This is a genomic window from Streptomyces stoeckheimensis, assembly GCF_045822005.1.
Lineage (GTDB): Bacteria > Actinomycetota > Actinomycetes > Streptomycetales > Streptomycetaceae > Streptomyces > Streptomyces stoeckheimensis.
In genome coordinates this window covers 8486254-8501014 of record NZ_CP169550.1, presented here as the reverse complement: position 1 = coordinate 8501014, position 14761 = coordinate 8486254, and the positions used below count along the sequence as shown (strand labels likewise).

Genomic DNA, 14761 nt, shown 5'->3' with positions numbered 1-14761 from the left:
TCAACGGTGTTGCGCTCGCTCTGTTCCACATCGTTACACTGGCCCCACCATGCCGAAGTCATCCGACACACCCGCCCGGTCCAAGCGCGCGGGCAGCCAGCTCACACCCGACGCGATCATCGAAGCGAGCCTGCGCATCGCGGCTCGCGGCAGCGAGGACGCCTTCACCGTGCGGCGCCTCGGCGAGGAGCTCGGCGCCGACCCGACCGCGATCTACCGGCACTTCCGCGACAAGGACGAGCTGCTGCTGTCGGTCGCCGACCGCACGCTCGGCGAGGTGCTCGACCGCATCCCCGAGGGGCTCGACTGGAAGGACCGGCTGCGGGCACTCGCCGACGGCTCCCTCGAAGTCGCGCTCAGGTACCCGGTGGTCGGCTCGACCATGGCCAGCCGGACCACCCGAAGGCCCAACGAGTTCCGCGTCGTGGAGCTGATCCTCGGCGCGGTGACCGAGGCCGGCCTCGAAGGGGCGGAGGCGGCCGTCCACTACCGGATGGTCGGCGACTCGCTCCTGGCCTACGTCGGCCAGCGCGCCGCCTACCTGCTGTTCGACCCGGATGTCCGGGCCGCCGACGAGTCCTCCTGGAACCGCGAGTACCGCCTGGTCGACCCCGCGGGCTTCCCCAACATCACCCGGCTCGGCGCCCAGCTGGCCGAGGTCACGGACGAGCAGATCTTCGAGGCCAGGGTGGAAGCCCTGATCAACGCGATCGAGACCCGGGTCGAGGTGCTCCGGGGAGGAAGGGCCGTCTGAGGGGTGGCCGGGCCCGCGCCGGGCGGCTCAGCCGAAGCAGACCCGGGCTTCCGCGGCCGGCTCCCCCGGCGTCACGCACGAGCGGATGCCGGCGGTCCCCCGGAGCGCCGGAACCATCGGCGTCGCCACGTACTTGCCGACGTCCAGGTCGCCCGCCCGCACTTCCTGGGGGTCGGCGACACCGGGGACGATCAGTTCGACGCGGTCCCCGGGCCGGAGGCCCGACGCCCGCACCCACACGGCCTCGCACAACGCCCCGTACCGCAGCTCCAGTTGGCGACCGCCGGGGCCCGTGTCGGTACGCAGAGCGGTGACCATGCCCGCTCCCCCGCAGCCCATGCGGACCGGGTCCTTGCCGGCACAGCCCGCCCCCGCGCAGCCGGGGTTGCGGATCATCCTCTCCGCCGGCCCGGGGTCGCCGGCCTGTCGCGGTCCGGACTCCCGGGACAGCAGCAGACCCGCGGTCAGTACGAGGAGGACGCCGCCCAGGACGGAGCCCGACAGGACCAGCCGCCGGCGCCGTCCTCCCGGCACAGGAGCACGCTCGGCGGCGGGGGCGGGGGCGGGGGCGGGTCCGGTGACGGCGGGTCCGGTGACGGCGGGTCCGGCAGCGGCGGGGGCGGCACCGGGTGCGGAGGTGGGCACGGGTACGGGTACGGTCCCGGGGGACGCGGGGACGGCCCGGCCGCTCCAGACGAGGTCCGCGAGCTCCCAGAGTGCGAGCAGCCTGCCCGGATGCTCCCGGGCCACGGCGCACAGCACCTCGACCGCCTGCCGGGGCGGCTGCTGCTTGCCGTTGAGGTAGCGCTCCCAGGAGGACTTGCTGTACGGCGTGCGCCGGCCGAGGTCCACGAGGCTCAGGCCCGTCCGGCGGCGCAGCCGCCTGAGTTCGGCGGCGAGGTGCCCGCACTCCGCGGGCAGGGTCACTTGCGCAGCTCCGCCCAGGTCTTCGGGCCGACGATGCCGTCCGTGACCAGCCCGCGCGCGGCCTGGAACCGGGTCGCGGCCTCCTTGGTGTCGTGGCCGTACAGTCCGTCGGTGGTCTTCGGGTCGAAGCCGTGCTCGCGCAGCAGGCACTGGACCTCGACGACGTCGAAGCCCGTGCTGTTGGTGTCGAGCAGGATCTCGCGGCTGGTGCTGTGCCCGGCCCGCAGCTCGCCGTCCTTCCGTTCGGTGGCGCAGTCGTACGCCACTCCGCGGCGGTAGCCGGACGTACCGGCGTCCTCACCGCGCGCCCCGTCGTCGGCCCATGCGCCGCCGGTCAGCAGTCCGGCACCGAAGGCCACGACCACCGCTGCCGCCATCCCGGCGAGGAAGGTGCGCAGCCGGACGAGGCGCGGGGCCGGTACGGCTGCGGGCTCCGGCCCCGGCGTCACACCGCCCGCCGGGCCGTTCGCCGGGCCGTTCGCCGTCCCGCCCGTCACCCCGGCGGCTCCTGCGACCGGTGCGACCGGTGCCACCGGTGCGGCCGGAGCCTGCCGGCGCGCCCGTACGGCGACCTCGTGCAGGACCACCAGACGCGTCTCGTCCGCCCCGCAGAGCCGGGCCAGTTGCTCCACTGCCCCGCGCGGCACGGGCTGCTTCCCGTTGAGGTACCGCTCCCACGAGGAGCGGCTGTATCCGGTCTTCGCGGCGAGGGCGGCCAGGCTCAGGCCGCTGCGGTCCTTCAGGCGCCGCAACTCGGCGACGAGCCGGCCCTCCCGGCTGTCGAGCCCGGAGGGCAGTTCCTTCCAACGCGCCACTGTGGCTTCCCCCTCGGCTCAGGGCACAGCATCGGGCCACGGCGCGGGGCTCACCAGTGGCACACACGCATTGGCGGGATCTCTCTCTCGTCCCGGCATCCCACGAAAGAGTCCCAGCGCAGGACGTCCCAGCAGGTCGGAGCGTGGGACGTCCCGCGCTGACCCCGGCCTCCGGGCTTCCTGGACACCGCCGATGTTGGCGCAGGAGAGTCGCTGCCAGCACCGGGCCGGATGCCCGGTCCTCGACAACGGAGGAAAGCAGCATGAACCTTCGCAAGCAGATCATGGTGACCGTGGCCGCGACCGTCCTCGGCAGCGGACTCGCCTTCGGTGGCGCCGCCAACGCCGCCGGTCCGGCGTCCGCGACCCTCTCGGGCCAGAGCGCCGCCGCCGCCTGCGACTACTACCCGACCGGCACCACGATCACCCGGACGGGACAGACCGGCGACGCGGCGGTCAAGCGCATCAAGCAGGTGCAGTGCCTGATCAACTACAACACAAGCTATCCGATCTGGCTGGACGAAGACGGCCGGTTCGGTCAGAAGACCTACGACGCCGTGATCAAGGTGCAGCAGAAGGCCAAGATCGCGGACGACGGCGAGGTCGGCCCCAACACCTGGAGCAAGCTGCGCGCCGGCGTCTGGTGGTAGACCGCACCTGACGCGCGCCGCCGCGCCCCGGCCGTGTTCGCCGAACGGTCGTCGCACCCGTTCGGCGAACGCGGCCGCTGCCCGGAGTTCACCGCTTCGGGGTCAGCCGGTCCCACAGGAAGGTGTGGACCAGCGCCTCGTTGAAGGCGGTCTGCCCGTGGTCGGTGGCGCCGGAGTGGCCGCCGCCGAGGTGCTCGTGGAAGAGGACGGGATGCCCGAACTCCCGCAGCCGGGCGGCCATCTTGCGGGCGTGCCCGGGGTGGACGCGGTCGTCGCGGGTCGAGGTCAGCAGGAGGAGCGGGGGGTACGGGGGTCCCTCCGTCCGGACCTGGTGATACGGGGAGATCTCCTCCAGGTGGGGCCGGTCGGCCGGGCTGTCTGGGTCCCCGTACTCGGCGATCCAGCTCGCTCCGGCGAGCAGTTTGTGGAAGCGCAGCATGTCCAGCAGCGGCACGTGGGCGACGACGGCGCCGAACAGTTCGGGGTCACGGGTGAGCATGGCGCCCATGAGCAGTCCGCCGTTGCTGCCGCCTTCGATGCCGAGCTGGGCGGGGGTGGTGACGTCCCGGGCGATGAGGTCCCGGGCCACGGCGGCGAAGTCCTCGTAGGCCCTGACCCGGTTCGCGCCGAGGGCCGCCTTGTGCCAGTCCGGCCCGTACTCGTGGCCGCCCCTGATGCCCGCGACGACGTACGTTCCGCCGCGCTCGAGCCAGGCGCGACCGGTCACGGCGCTGTAGCCCGGGACCATGGAGATCTCGAAGCCGCCGTAACCGTAGAGCAGGGTGGGGCCGGGGCCGGTGCGGTCCTCGGGTCCGACGACGAAGTACGGGACCTTCGTGCCGTCCGCGGACGTCGCGAAGTACTGGCTGACGGCGAGTCCCTCGGTGTCGAAGAGCGCCGGGCCCTGCTTGACGGTCTCGTCGGCGCCGGCCGGGGCCGTACCCCGGTAGAGGGTGGACGGCTGGAGGTAGCCCGAGACGTTCAGGAAGAACTCGTCGCTCACGTCCGGGTCGGTGCCGGTGACTGAGGCCGTGGACAGCGGCGGAAGGCCGGCCAGCGGTGCGCGGCTCCAGCCGTCGGGGCCCGGGCCGGGGGTCAGGATCTCCATCCGGGAGGAGACGTCGGCGCTGGTCGTGAGGATCAGGTGGTGGCGGGTCCAGCTCCAGCCGGCGAGGGCGGTGTGCCCGTCCGGGGTGAAGAGAACCGCCGGCTCCCGCTCCCCCGCCCGGAAGGCCTCGAAGTCGAAGGCGAGGAGACTGCCCGCGTCGTGGCCGAGCCACGGCGACTTCGGGGCGACGATCAGCCACTCGCGGTGGACCGAGGCGCCGGCGTCGTCCGGTACGTCGATCTTCAGGGGCGCGCCGCCGGTCCCCTCCTCGGGCAGGAGGAACAGCTCCTGCTTCCAGAAGTCGATCTGCCGGTGGACGAAGTCCCGTTCGAAGCCGGGCGTGTCGTCGTGCCATCCGGAGGCGGACAGGTCCGAGGGCTTGCCCTCGTAGACCGTTTCGGCCTCCGCCAGGGGTGTGCCGCGCCGCCAGCGGCGCACCTGGAGGGGGTAGCCGGACCCGGACATCGAGCCGGGGCCGAAGTCCGTGCCGATCCAGACCCGGTCCCGGTCGATCCACCCGATCCGGGTCTTGGCCTCCGCGACCTCGAACCCGCCCTCGACGAACTCCAGCGTCTCCAGGTCGAACTCGCGCACCACGCAGGCGTCCGCGCCGTCCCTCGACAGCATGACCAGGGCGTGGCGGTGCTCGGGCGCCAGGACGGCACTGCCCGCCCAGGCCCACTTCTCCCCCTCGGCCTCGGCCAGGGCGTCCAGGTCCAGGACGGGCTCCCAGGCGGGCCGCTCCTTGCGGTACTCCTCCAGCGTGGTGCGGCGCCACAGGCCGCGCACGTGGTCGGCGTCCTGCCAGAAGTTGTAGAGGTGCCGTCCCCGGCGGCGGGTGTAGGGGATCCTGCCGTCGTCGTCGAGGACCTCGCGGACCGACGACTCCAGCACCTTGAAGCCGGGGTCCTCCGTCAGCGCGGCCACGGTCTCGGCGTTGCGCTCGCGGACCCAGCCGAGGGCGGCTTCGCCGGATACGTCTTCGAGCCAGAGGTAGGAGTCTGCATCACTCATCCGCCGATTGTGCAGGATCGGCCCGCGTGCTTCCGACCGCGCGGGCCCGGGTGCGGCGCACGAGGCCGGTCCGCGGCGGTCCCGGGCGGAAAATCCGTTGCCCCGGGCGGAGCGGGCACCGACGATGGGCCCTCGTGAGCAGATCCCGTTTCGCCTCCGTACTGCCCGACCTGTCCCCGCTGCGGTCGAGCCCCGATTTCCGGCTGCTGTTCTACCAGGGCACGGTCACCTTCTTCGGCTCGTTCATGGCGATGATCGCGCTGCCGCTGCAGATCAAGCACCTGACGGACTCGCCGCTCGCGGTCGGTGCGATGGGCGCGGTGGAGCTGCTCCCGCTGGTGGTCTTCGGTCTTTACGGGGGCGCCCTCGCGGACGCCGTGGACCGGCGGCGGCTGATCCTGCTGACCGAGGCCGGGCTCGGGGTGCTCGCCCTGGTCCTCCTGGTGAACTCGGCCCTGCCGACTCCCCTGCTGTGGCCGCTGTACGTGGTCGCGGCGTGCGTATCGGCGCTGACCGGCCTGCAGCGGCCGGCCATGGACTCGCTGATGGCGCGGATCGTGCCACACGACCAGCTGACCGCCGCGGCCGCGCTGAACGGGCTGCGCTACCAGTTCGGTGCCATCGCCGGTCCCGCGGTGGCCGGCCTGGTCGTCGCGTACGCCGGTTACGCGTCCGCGTACGCGGTCACCGTCACGGGATTCTTCGTATCGGTGCTGCTGTGCCTGCGGCTGCGTCCGGCTCCGCCCGCGCGGGACGCCGAGCGGCCCTCCCTGCGGGGGATCGCCGAGGGGGCACGGTACGCGTGGAACCGGCCCGTGCTGCTGGGCACGTACGCCGTGGACCTGGCCGCGATGCTCTTCGCCTTCCCGAACGCCATCTTCCCGTTCCTGGCGGACGAGCTCGACGCCGTGTGGGCGCTGGGTCTGATGTACGCGGCGGGCGCGGTGGGCTCCCTGTTGCTGGGGCTGACCAGCGGCTGGGCCTCGCGCGTACGCCGGCACGGGCTGCTGGTGGTGTGCGGGGCCGGGGTCTGGGGGCTGGCCATCGCGGCCGCGGGCTGGTCGGGGAACATCTGGCTGGTGCTGCTGTGCCTCGCGGTGGCCGGTGCGGGCGACATGCTCAGCGGGCTGGGGCGCGCCACGATCTGGAACCAGACCATCCCCGAGGAACTGCGGGGCCGGCTCGCGGGCATCGAGGTGCTCTCGTACACCGTCGGCCCGCAGCTGGGCCAGGTCCGTGCGGGCACGATGGCCGGCTGGACCGGTACCCGTTCGGCCTTCTGGAGCGGCGGACTCGCCTGCGTGGCCTCGGTGGCGCTCCTGGCCGCCCTGCTGCCGAAGCTGATCTCCTACGACGCCGACACCGACGAGGACGCCCTGCGGCAGCGGGCCGCGAAGGAGGAGGAGCCGCAGCCGAGCGGAGCGACCGCCTGACCCTGCGCCCTCACCCCTCGGGGGGTTCCTCCGCCGGAGCGGAGGTGGTCAGGGTCGTCGCGGTCAGGGCCAGCAGCAGTCCGCCGGCCGCCGCGGCCAGCGCCGGGCCCGGTCCCCACAGGGTCCAGGCGGCGCCGAAGAGCAGGGAACCCGCGAACCGCGCCAGTGCCTGCGCCGTCTGGAGAACCGCCAGCCCGGTGGTGCGGAGCCCGGGGGGCAGCAGCGGCCCGGCGGCGGCCATCAGCACCCCGTCGGTGGCCGCGTAGAACAGGCCGAGCAGGCCCAGGACACCGAGCACGAGCGCGGGGCCGGGCGGTACCGGGGCCAGGAGCAGCAGACAGGCGCCGAGCAGCAGCAGGTGCCCGCCGAGGAAGACCCGGTGGCGGCCCAGCCGGTCGGCGAGCCGCCCCACGGGCACGGCAGCCAGCAGGAACACGGCCGCGGTGCCGACCGGCAGCAGCGGGAACCAGGCCGTCGGCAGGTCCAGGCGCCGCTGGAGCAGGAGGTAGAGGAAGGCGTCGCCGACGGTGAACAGGCCGAGCACGGCGGCGGTCAGGCAGAGCCGCCGGAGGCCCGGGATCCGCAGGAGGGCCCGGACCGGAGGCGTACCGGCCGCTGGTGCGGGCGCGGGACTCTCCCGTACGAACAGGGCCAGTACCAGCACTCCCAACACCGCGAGGCAGCAGCTCACGGTGAAGACGGCCTCGTACCCGTCCACCGCCACCCACAGCACGCCGAAGGCCGCCAGCGGTCCCAGCAGGGCCCCGGCCGTGTCCAGCGCGCGGTGCACGCCGAAGGCCCGGCCCTGCTCCCCCGGCGGGCAGGACAGCGAGATCAGCGCATCGCGCGGGGCGGTGCGCAGTCCCTTGCCGGTCCGGTCGGCGGCGAGCACCGCCGCCACCGACCAGGGGGTGGTGACCGCGAGCAGGGCCGCCTTGCAGGCGGCGGAGATCGCGTAGCCGGTGCCGGCGACGAGCTTGCGCCGGTTGGTGCGGTCCGAGACCCGTCCGCCCACGAGGCGCAGCAGCGCGGTGGCGCCCTGGTTGAGCCCGTCCAGGGCGCCGAAGGCGAGCGGGGACATCCCCAGTCCGGCCACCAGGTACAGCGGCAGGACGGCGGTGACCATCTCGGCGGAGACGTCCGTGAACAGGCTGACCATGCCGAGGGCGAGCACCGTGCCGGGGACGGCCCGCAGGGGGCCCTTCGGAGCCGGAGGGTCGGCGGCGATGTCCGCCGCACGGCTGGTCGACAGGTACACGGGTGCCTCCTTGCACGTTCGGAACCAGGTGGGTCAGAACCAGGTGAGGGTGAGGGGGAAGGTGGTGGTGGCGGTGGCCGGGGTGGTGTCGGTGGCGGTGGCGGTGATCTGGATGGTTCCGGTGGCCCAGGGTTTGCCGGTGATGCGGCCGGTGTTGGCGTCGAGGGTCAGGCCCCAGGGGAGTCCGGTGGCGGTGTAGCGGGCGGGGGGCTTTCCGCCGGTGGTGGTGAGCTGGATGGTGCAGTTCTGGTTGAACTTGCAGCTCTGCGGGCCGGGGTTGACCAGCTTCAGCTGGGCCGAGGTCGGGGTGGGGGTCGGGGTGGGCGTGGGAGTCGGGGTCGGGGTCGTGGTGGACGTCGGGGTCGGGGTGGGTGTCGGGGTCGTCGAGGTGAACACCTCGCTCATCGGCTGGACGTTGGCGGCGTTCCCGGCGTGCGTCGCCGTGCCGAACAGGTCCTCGAAGGTGCGCAGCAGGTTGTAGTGGTTGAAGGCCGTGGCGTACGTGCCCGTCTTCACGTTCGCCCCGTAGAAGACGGTGGCGATCTGGTTGGAGCCGAGGAAGTTGTCCTCGTCCCAAGTCAGCACCAGCAGGCTGTTGTTGGCCTTCGCCCACTGCGCGTAGGCGTCGATGTTGTTCTTCGTCCAGGTGTCGCCCGTGCCGACGGAACAGGAGTGCATGTCGTTGCACTGGTTGGGGACGATGAACGAGAGGTTCGGCAGCGCCGCGAAGTTGTTCTGCGGGAACTGCGCCCAGGTCTTGCCGGTGTTGAGCGGCACGTTCTTGAAAGCGAACCACGGGTTGTGCTTCTGGGCGTACTGGCCGTTGGTGCAGGCCGTGGAACCCTCGCTGGGCAGGTCCTCGTTGTACGTGGCGAAGGTCTTGCCGGCCGCGATCAGTTCCTGGCCGAGGTTGGCCGCGGTCATCGACTGCGGGGTGTAGCAGCCGTCCCCGGTGATGCCCTGGGTGGCGCCGGAGAAGAGGTTGAAGTAGTTCGGCTGGCTGGGGTGGGTCAGCGCCTTCATGCCGGTCAGGCTCGCGCCGCCGGCCGCGAGCTGGTTGATGTACGGGGCGTTGGCGCTGCCCATGATCTCGCCGTACTGCTTGTTCTCGTACACGACGACGACCACGTGGTCGTACGAGGGCAGGGCGGCCGCGGCCGCGGGGGCCGCGGAACCGCTTTCGGCCGCCTGGGAGTTGGCGATGGTGAAGGCGCCCAGCAGGCCCAGGGCGCCGAGGCCTGCGACCAGGGCGGACCGGTGGATCCGGTGTCTCGCGCGAGCGGTCGCGCTCGCCGACGACGACGGGGGACGGAGGGGCATGGGTGGTTCCTCCTCGTGATGAGTGGTGTGGTGCTCGGGGTGAGGGCCCGGTGCGGGGCCTGGTATCGGGGGCCGGTGTGGGGGGCCGGGGTCTGGGTCCGGGGTCAGTGCCCTGGGCCAGGGCCCGGGGTCACGCCTCGCGGCGGGCCGCGCCGGCCACGGTGATGTTCAGGAAGCGGGGCACGGGCAGCCCGCGGTCGCGGAAGTCCTCCGCGACCGCCGCCCGGACCGCCGTCAGCCGGGCCTCGGGCAGCAGGACCAAGACGCTCCGCCCCGGCCGCTGCCCGGGCGGCCAGGCGCTCAGGGCCCCGGCCCGGCGGGCGCACGCGACGGCCCGGGCCAGTTCGGCCGTACGGTCCTGCGTGCCGTCGGGGTCCGGCCGGAGGGCCAGCAACACCAGGCGGGAACCCGACCCGGCCGGGTCGAAGGGCACGTACCGCTGCCGGTGCCGCCGGGGCTCCGGCCCGGCCGGGCGGTGGCCGATCAGCAGGGCCCTGCCGGGCCGGGCGAAGAGGGCGCCCCGGCGCAGGGCGTCGTCGCCGTCCGGCAACGCCTCCTCCATCAGCCGGGCCAGCAGGGCCCGGTCCGGGTCCTCGCCCGGCGGTGTGTGGACGTCGGCCACCGCGAGCGCCACCGCACAGTCGGCGGCCTCCTCCGTGGCCAGCCCGGCGGCCTGGGTGAGGGAGCCCTGCACGTGCAGGTCGGTCCCGCCCCGGCCGTAGCCGGCCCGGGCCAGCGTGCGCAGCAGGGCGTACGGGCGGGCGGCCCAGGCCGGGGTGGCGGGCGGCGGCCCGGACAGGGTCAGCGGCAGGTCGCAGCCGTCCGCCGGGTGGGCCAGGGAGCTGAGCCGGACCAGACCGTCGGTGCGCGGGGCCGCTGCGGCCGCCACTGGCCAGCCGGCGGCAGCGACGAGGCCCGGGGAGCCGAGGTGGAAGGTGTACGGGGCGCTCCAGACGGCGGCCGGGGGCCGGCCGTGCGCGGCCTCCAGGGCGTAGGCGACCAGGCGGAAGAGCGGGTCGGCGGTGGCCCGCCGGGCGAGGTCGCCTCCGGGGAGTGCCGCGGGGCCGGTCGCGCCGGGGGCGGATTCGGCGAGGCGGGGTTCGGCGAGGCGGGGTTCAGCGAAGCCGGTTGCCGCGGGGGCGGTCGCGCTGGGGACGGATATGGCGAGGCCGGCTGCGGCTGGGCTCCCGCCGGGGACGGTTACGGCGAGGCCGGCTGCCGCGGGGCCCGTCCCGCTGGGGCCCATCCCTCCGGAGCCGGCTGCCGCGGGGCCCTTCCCGCCGGAGCCGGTTTCGCCGGAGCCGGTTTCTGCGGGGCCGGTGGCGGCCGGGCCGATGGTGGCCGGGCCCGTGGCGGCCGGGCCCGTGGCAGCCGGGCCCGTGGCAGCCGGGCCCGTGGCAGCCGGGCCCGTGGCAGCCGGTGTGCCGGGGGCCGTCATCGCTCGTCCTTGCGGGCCAGCATCCGGTAGGCGTTGCCGCCGTCCGTGCGGCGGGCCGCGGCGGTGCGCAGCCCGTCGAGGACCGTCGCGGCGGCGAAGCAGGGCAGCGAGGCCAGCCGTACGGCGCCGGTGAGGGCGCGACGGCCGGCGGTGGCCGGGGGTCCCCAGGGCCGGTCCGGGTCGGGGGCCAGCCGGGTCGCGGTCAGGGCCACCGCGCCGAAGAAGTCGTTGCCCTGGTGGGCGGCCCCGTGCTCCTCGGCGAGGACGGTGAAGCCCCGGTCCGCCAGCGCCTCGCGCAGGTTCGAGGAGGGGATCAGGTGCTGGTGCTGCGGCTGGAACCAGGGCAGCCAGGCCGGTCCGAGCAGCCGGGCCATCCGGGACTCGGGGTCGGGGAGTTCGATGGTGAGGTAGCCGCCGGGGGCGAGGACGGCGGCCGCCGTGTCCAGTTCCGCGAGCGGGTCCCGGGTGTGCTCCAGGTAGTGGTACATGCTGACGACCTCGTACTGGCCCGCCAGTTTCACCGCGAACTCCGGGAACTGGCCCTGGTACCCCGTCTCCACCCAGCCTCGCCGCTCGGCCTCGCGGACCCCGTCGCCCATGTCCAGCCCGTCGAAGCGGGTGTCGGGCCAGACGGCGCGGGCCGCGTTGCAGAAGTGGCCGTGGCCGGTGCCGACGTCGAGCCAGGACACGGGATCGGTGTGGGGGCGGAGCATCTCGGCCCGGCCCCGGTAGGCGGCGCCGAGCCGGCCGAAGACCGTGGCGGCGCCCTCGCCGCCGCGGCCGTCGTAGAAGTCGCGGTAGTAGAACTCCAGCCCCTCCGGGGACAGCCGGGGGTTCTGGAAGACGTGCCCGCAGGCTCCGCACCGTTCCAGGGTGAAGCGGCCGGGCTTGCCCTGGAGCAGGTCGGGCACCCGGACCCGGACGGTCAGGTTCCCGGAGCCGCACCAGGGGCAGTCCGGCCGGCGCGGTTCGAAGAACCGGTCGGTCCCGGCGGCCAGGTCGGACCGGTACGCCCGGACGGCCTCGGCGCGGACCGACTCGGCCCGGTCCGCCTCGGCCCGGAGCGACTCGGCGCGGACCGCTTCCGCCCGGACCACCTCCGCCCGGACCCCCTCGGCCCTGATGCCGGTCCGGTCCGCGTCCTGCGCGGCGTCCGGGCCGTTCGCCGGTACGACGGCCCCGGGTGTCGGCGTACGGGTCGTCGCGGCGGCCGTACGCACGGCCGCGCCGAGGGAGCGTACGGGCCGGGCGGCCGTGGCCCGGGCGAGGTCGCCGGGGCGCAGGGGCGCGCCGGACCGGCCGAGGGCCAGGTAGGGCTGGATCCAGTACAGCCCCGCCGCGGCGGCCCCCCACCGGCCCTGGCGTGCGGCGGCCCCGGCCAGCAGGGCCAGCCCGGCGAGCTGGGCGGCGGCGAGCGCCCCCGGCGGCAGTCCCTGGGCCCGCAGTTCGGCCGCCCGCGCCGGTCCGTCCGTGTCGGCGGGTGGTCCGCAGCTCAGGGCGGGCGCGATGGCCAGTCCCGTGGCATCGGCGGCGTACTCCTTCACGCGCCGGATCACGGCCATGAGTTCCGCCGGAGTGGCGTCCGGTCCCGGCAGGTCCACCTCGGCCCGGGCGAGCACCTCCTCGGCGACGAGCACGGCGAACCCGGCGCCGCGCCCCTCGCCGAGCCGGTCCTGCCGGTAGCCGGCCGGGTCGACCAGGCGCAGCAGGCCGAGCACCCGCTCGGTGGGCAGGTCCCCGGGCAGTAGGTCCAGGACCCGCAGGCCCTCCCGGTCGGCGTACGCGCAGGCGGCGAGGAAGGTGGCCGCGTCGGGCTGAACGCCGCCGGCGGTGAGCAGCCGCCAGCCGGCGGCGCGCGGCACCCCGGCGTCCGCGGAGACGGCCGTGGGCAGCACCGGGACCGCCCGCAGGCGGCGGGCCGTGCGCACCGTGCCCGCGCCGAGGGCGGCGAGCAGGAGGACGGAGGTCCACCGGACGCCGGACAGCAGCGGGGGCGCGGTGCGGCGGATCCGGGCGGGGGAAGGGAGCGGGGAGCGCGTCATAGGAGTTCCTCCAACCGGTCGGCCGCGGCGGCGGCCCCGCCGGCCGCGGCGAATGAGGCCTGGATCCGCCGGGCACCCCGGCGGTGGCCGGGGTCGTCCAGGACGGCCGTCAGCGCGTCGCGCAGTTCCTCGGCCCTGGTCCGGCCGAACCGCACCCGCACCCCGGCCCCGGCCTCCACGACCTGCCGGGCGACGATCGGCTGGTCGTCGCGGATCGGTGCGACCACCAGGGGCAGGCCGTGCGCGAGGGCCTCGCAGACGGTGTTGTGGCCCCCGTGGCAGACGACGGCGTCCAGGTGCGGGAGGAGATCCAGCTGCGGGACGCTGTCGCGCAGCAGTACGTTCCCGGGGACCGCCCCGACCAGCGGGGCGGGGGCCGCCAGGACCAACTGGACGTCTTCGCCGAGCCGTTCGGCGGCGCCCAGGACCGCACCGTAGAAGCGGCCTCCGGCTTCCTGGTTGAGGGTTCCGAGCGAGACGAGTACGCGTCGCCGTTCCGGGTCCAGCCGCTCCCAGGGGAAGCGGGGGGTGGGCGGGCGGGCCCCGAAGGCCGGACCGACGAAGGCGTAGTGCGGCGGGAACTTCAGTTCTCCTCCCACCAGTTCGCGGCTGGAGAAGACCAGGACCAGTCGCTCCGAGAACCGTGGATCCCACGGTTCTCCGGCCGGCTCGGGACCGCCCCCGCAGTCCGCCAGCAGCCCGGCGATCTGCGCGGCGACCCATTCCCCGACCTTGGGGAAGTCCGCGAAGGGCTGGGTGAGTTCCGCCGAGGTGCTGGCGGAGGTCACCCAGGGCACCCCGAGCCGCCGCGCTGCCACCGGTCCGGCCAGGGCCTGCTGATCGGCGACCAGCACGTCCGGCCGGAAGGCGCCGATCGCCCGGACCACGCCCGGGAGCATCGCCCTGGCCAACGGGACCAGCGCCTCCTCCCAGAGGAACCGCAGCGCCCCGACCCCGCGCAGATCGCGCCAGCGGGCGTGCAGCAGGGCGTAGTCGCCGCCCGCTTCGGCGCCTGCGGAGAGGATCCGGGCGTGTTCGGGCAGCAGCCGGGACAGCGCCCCCGGCGGGCCGGTCCAGGCGACCTCGTGCCCGCGGGCGGCCAGTTCGGCGCCGACCGCCACGGTCGGATTGATGTGGCCCGCGAGCGGCGGCACCGTGAAGAGCACCCTCATCGGACCAGCGCTCCGGCCATGGCCGTGGCCGTGGCGTCGAGGTGGGAGAGTACGGCCGCTCGCAGCGCTCCGCTGCTCTCCTTCAGCACGTCGTGCCCGAGGCCCGGCAGGATCTCGACGGCGGTGACGTGCGGGGCGTGGCGGGCCAGTTCCCGGGCTCCCGGGACGAGTTCGGAGTGCTCGCCGCAGACGATCAGGACGGGGCAGCGCAGTCCGGCGTAGTCGACCGGGGTGAAGGTGCGGCTCGCCGCGATGTCGTCGATGAGGGTGGTGCGGTTGAGCAGGTCGTCGGCGATGGCCGTGAGGTTGGCCGCCTTGCGCAGGCGCAGCGTGAGCAGTTCGGCGGGTACCGCACTGTCCTCCAGGCTGAGCGCCGCCGCCGACAGGGTGTCGACCATGTTGTCCACCCAGGCCCCGCTGAGCGGGGGTTCGAGCAGGGTGAGCCCGGCGACCAGGTCGGGTCGGGCCAGGGCGGCGTGCAGCGCCAGTGTTCCGCCGTAGCTGTTGCCGACCAGGTGGACCGGGCGGCGCCCGAGGTCGAGGGCGCCGAGCAGGGCGAAGAGGTCCCGTACGGCGGTGCGGCTGTCGTAGCCGGTGGCCGGCCGCTCGGTACGGCCGTGGCCGCGCAGATCGTAGAGGACCACCTCGTGCCCGGCCCGGGCCACCGGCACGGCGAGGGGGCAGTAGAAGGAGGAGAGGTTGTCGACGACCAGCCCGTGCACGAACACCACCACGGGGCGGTCGGATGCGTCGGGGCCGTCCGCGTGCGCGGTGGCCGGGAGTTGCTGGACGTGGAAGCGGACGGTGCCCGCGGGAACGAAGGCCATGGC

At 74.5% G+C, this 14761-nt stretch carries 12 protein-coding genes; 3 read left to right on the top strand and 9 right to left on the bottom strand.

All coding sequences use genetic code 11. The features are described from left to right. Window positions 1–49 precede the first annotated feature (49 nt). Window positions 50–754, top strand: a complete 705-nt coding sequence (locus ACE1OC_RS38510) for a TetR/AcrR family transcriptional regulator (RefSeq protein ID WP_407840942.1) — start codon at window positions 50–52, stop codon at window positions 752–754. 27 nt (window positions 755–781) lie between these two features. On the opposite strand, the gene ACE1OC_RS38505 is transcribed toward ACE1OC_RS38510, so the two are convergent. Together ACE1OC_RS38505 and ACE1OC_RS38500 are read right to left on the bottom strand one after the other, a co-directional pair. Further along, entirely contained in the window at window positions 782–1681 is a 900-nt protein-coding gene (locus ACE1OC_RS38505) for a helix-turn-helix domain-containing protein (protein ID WP_407840941.1), read from the bottom strand. After that, entirely contained in the window at window positions 1678–2496 is an 819-nt protein-coding gene (locus tag ACE1OC_RS38500) for a helix-turn-helix domain-containing protein (RefSeq protein WP_407840940.1), read from the bottom strand. The genes ACE1OC_RS38505 and ACE1OC_RS38500 overlap by 4 nt, the downstream gene beginning before the upstream one ends. Before the next feature lie 263 nt (window positions 2497–2759). Here ACE1OC_RS38500 and ACE1OC_RS38495 point away from each other — a divergent pair, with 263 nt between their 5' ends. Next, window positions 2760–3146, top strand: a complete 387-nt coding sequence (locus ACE1OC_RS38495) for a peptidoglycan-binding domain-containing protein (protein WP_407840939.1) — start codon at window positions 2760–2762, stop codon at window positions 3144–3146. An 88-nt stretch (window positions 3147–3234) separates the two neighbouring features. Here ACE1OC_RS38495 and ACE1OC_RS38490 read toward each other — a convergent pair whose 3' ends face one another. Continuing rightward, window positions 3235–5268 carry a prolyl oligopeptidase family serine peptidase gene (locus ACE1OC_RS38490; protein ID WP_407840938.1) on the bottom strand — a complete coding sequence of 678 codons (2034 nt, stop codon included), beginning with the start codon at window positions 5266–5268 and terminating at the stop codon, window positions 3235–3237. A 134-nt stretch (window positions 5269–5402) separates the two neighbouring features. On the opposite strand from ACE1OC_RS38490, the gene ACE1OC_RS38485 reads away from it, so the two are divergent. Then, complete coding sequence (locus tag ACE1OC_RS38485) at window positions 5403–6701, top strand: MFS transporter (protein WP_407840937.1); 1299 nt, start codon at window positions 5403–5405, stop codon at window positions 6699–6701. 10 nt (window positions 6702–6711) lie between these two features. Here ACE1OC_RS38485 and ACE1OC_RS38480 read toward each other — a convergent pair whose 3' ends face one another. The 6 genes from ACE1OC_RS38480 to ACE1OC_RS38455 all read right to left on the bottom strand — a co-directional run bounded on the left by ACE1OC_RS38480 (window position 6712) and on the right by ACE1OC_RS38455 (window position 14758). Continuing rightward, entirely contained in the window at window positions 6712–7959 is a 1248-nt protein-coding gene (locus ACE1OC_RS38480; protein ID WP_407840936.1) for an MFS transporter, read from the bottom strand. A gap of 33 nt (window positions 7960–7992) precedes the next feature. Further along, window positions 7993–9279 carry an alkaline phosphatase family protein gene (locus ACE1OC_RS38475; protein WP_407840935.1) on the bottom strand — a complete coding sequence of 429 codons (1287 nt, stop codon included), beginning with the start codon at window positions 9277–9279 and terminating at the stop codon, window positions 7993–7995. 130 nt (window positions 9280–9409) lie between these two features. Beyond that, complete coding sequence (locus tag ACE1OC_RS38470) at window positions 9410–10717, bottom strand: hypothetical protein (protein ID WP_407840934.1); 1308 nt, start codon at window positions 10715–10717, stop codon at window positions 9410–9412. Beyond that, window positions 10714–12759, bottom strand: a complete 2046-nt coding sequence (locus ACE1OC_RS38465) for a class I SAM-dependent methyltransferase (RefSeq protein WP_407840933.1) — start codon at window positions 12757–12759, stop codon at window positions 10714–10716. The genes ACE1OC_RS38470 and ACE1OC_RS38465 overlap by 4 nt, the downstream gene beginning before the upstream one ends. Beyond that, window positions 12756–13931 carry a glycosyltransferase gene (locus ACE1OC_RS38460; protein WP_407840932.1) on the bottom strand — a complete coding sequence of 392 codons (1176 nt, stop codon included), beginning with the start codon at window positions 13929–13931 and terminating at the stop codon, window positions 12756–12758. The genes ACE1OC_RS38465 and ACE1OC_RS38460 overlap by 4 nt, the downstream gene beginning before the upstream one ends. Then, window positions 13928–14758 carry an alpha/beta fold hydrolase gene (locus ACE1OC_RS38455; protein WP_407840931.1) on the bottom strand — a complete coding sequence of 277 codons (831 nt, stop codon included), beginning with the start codon at window positions 14756–14758 and terminating at the stop codon, window positions 13928–13930. The genes ACE1OC_RS38460 and ACE1OC_RS38455 overlap by 4 nt, the downstream gene beginning before the upstream one ends. Window positions 14759–14761 lie beyond the last annotated feature (3 nt).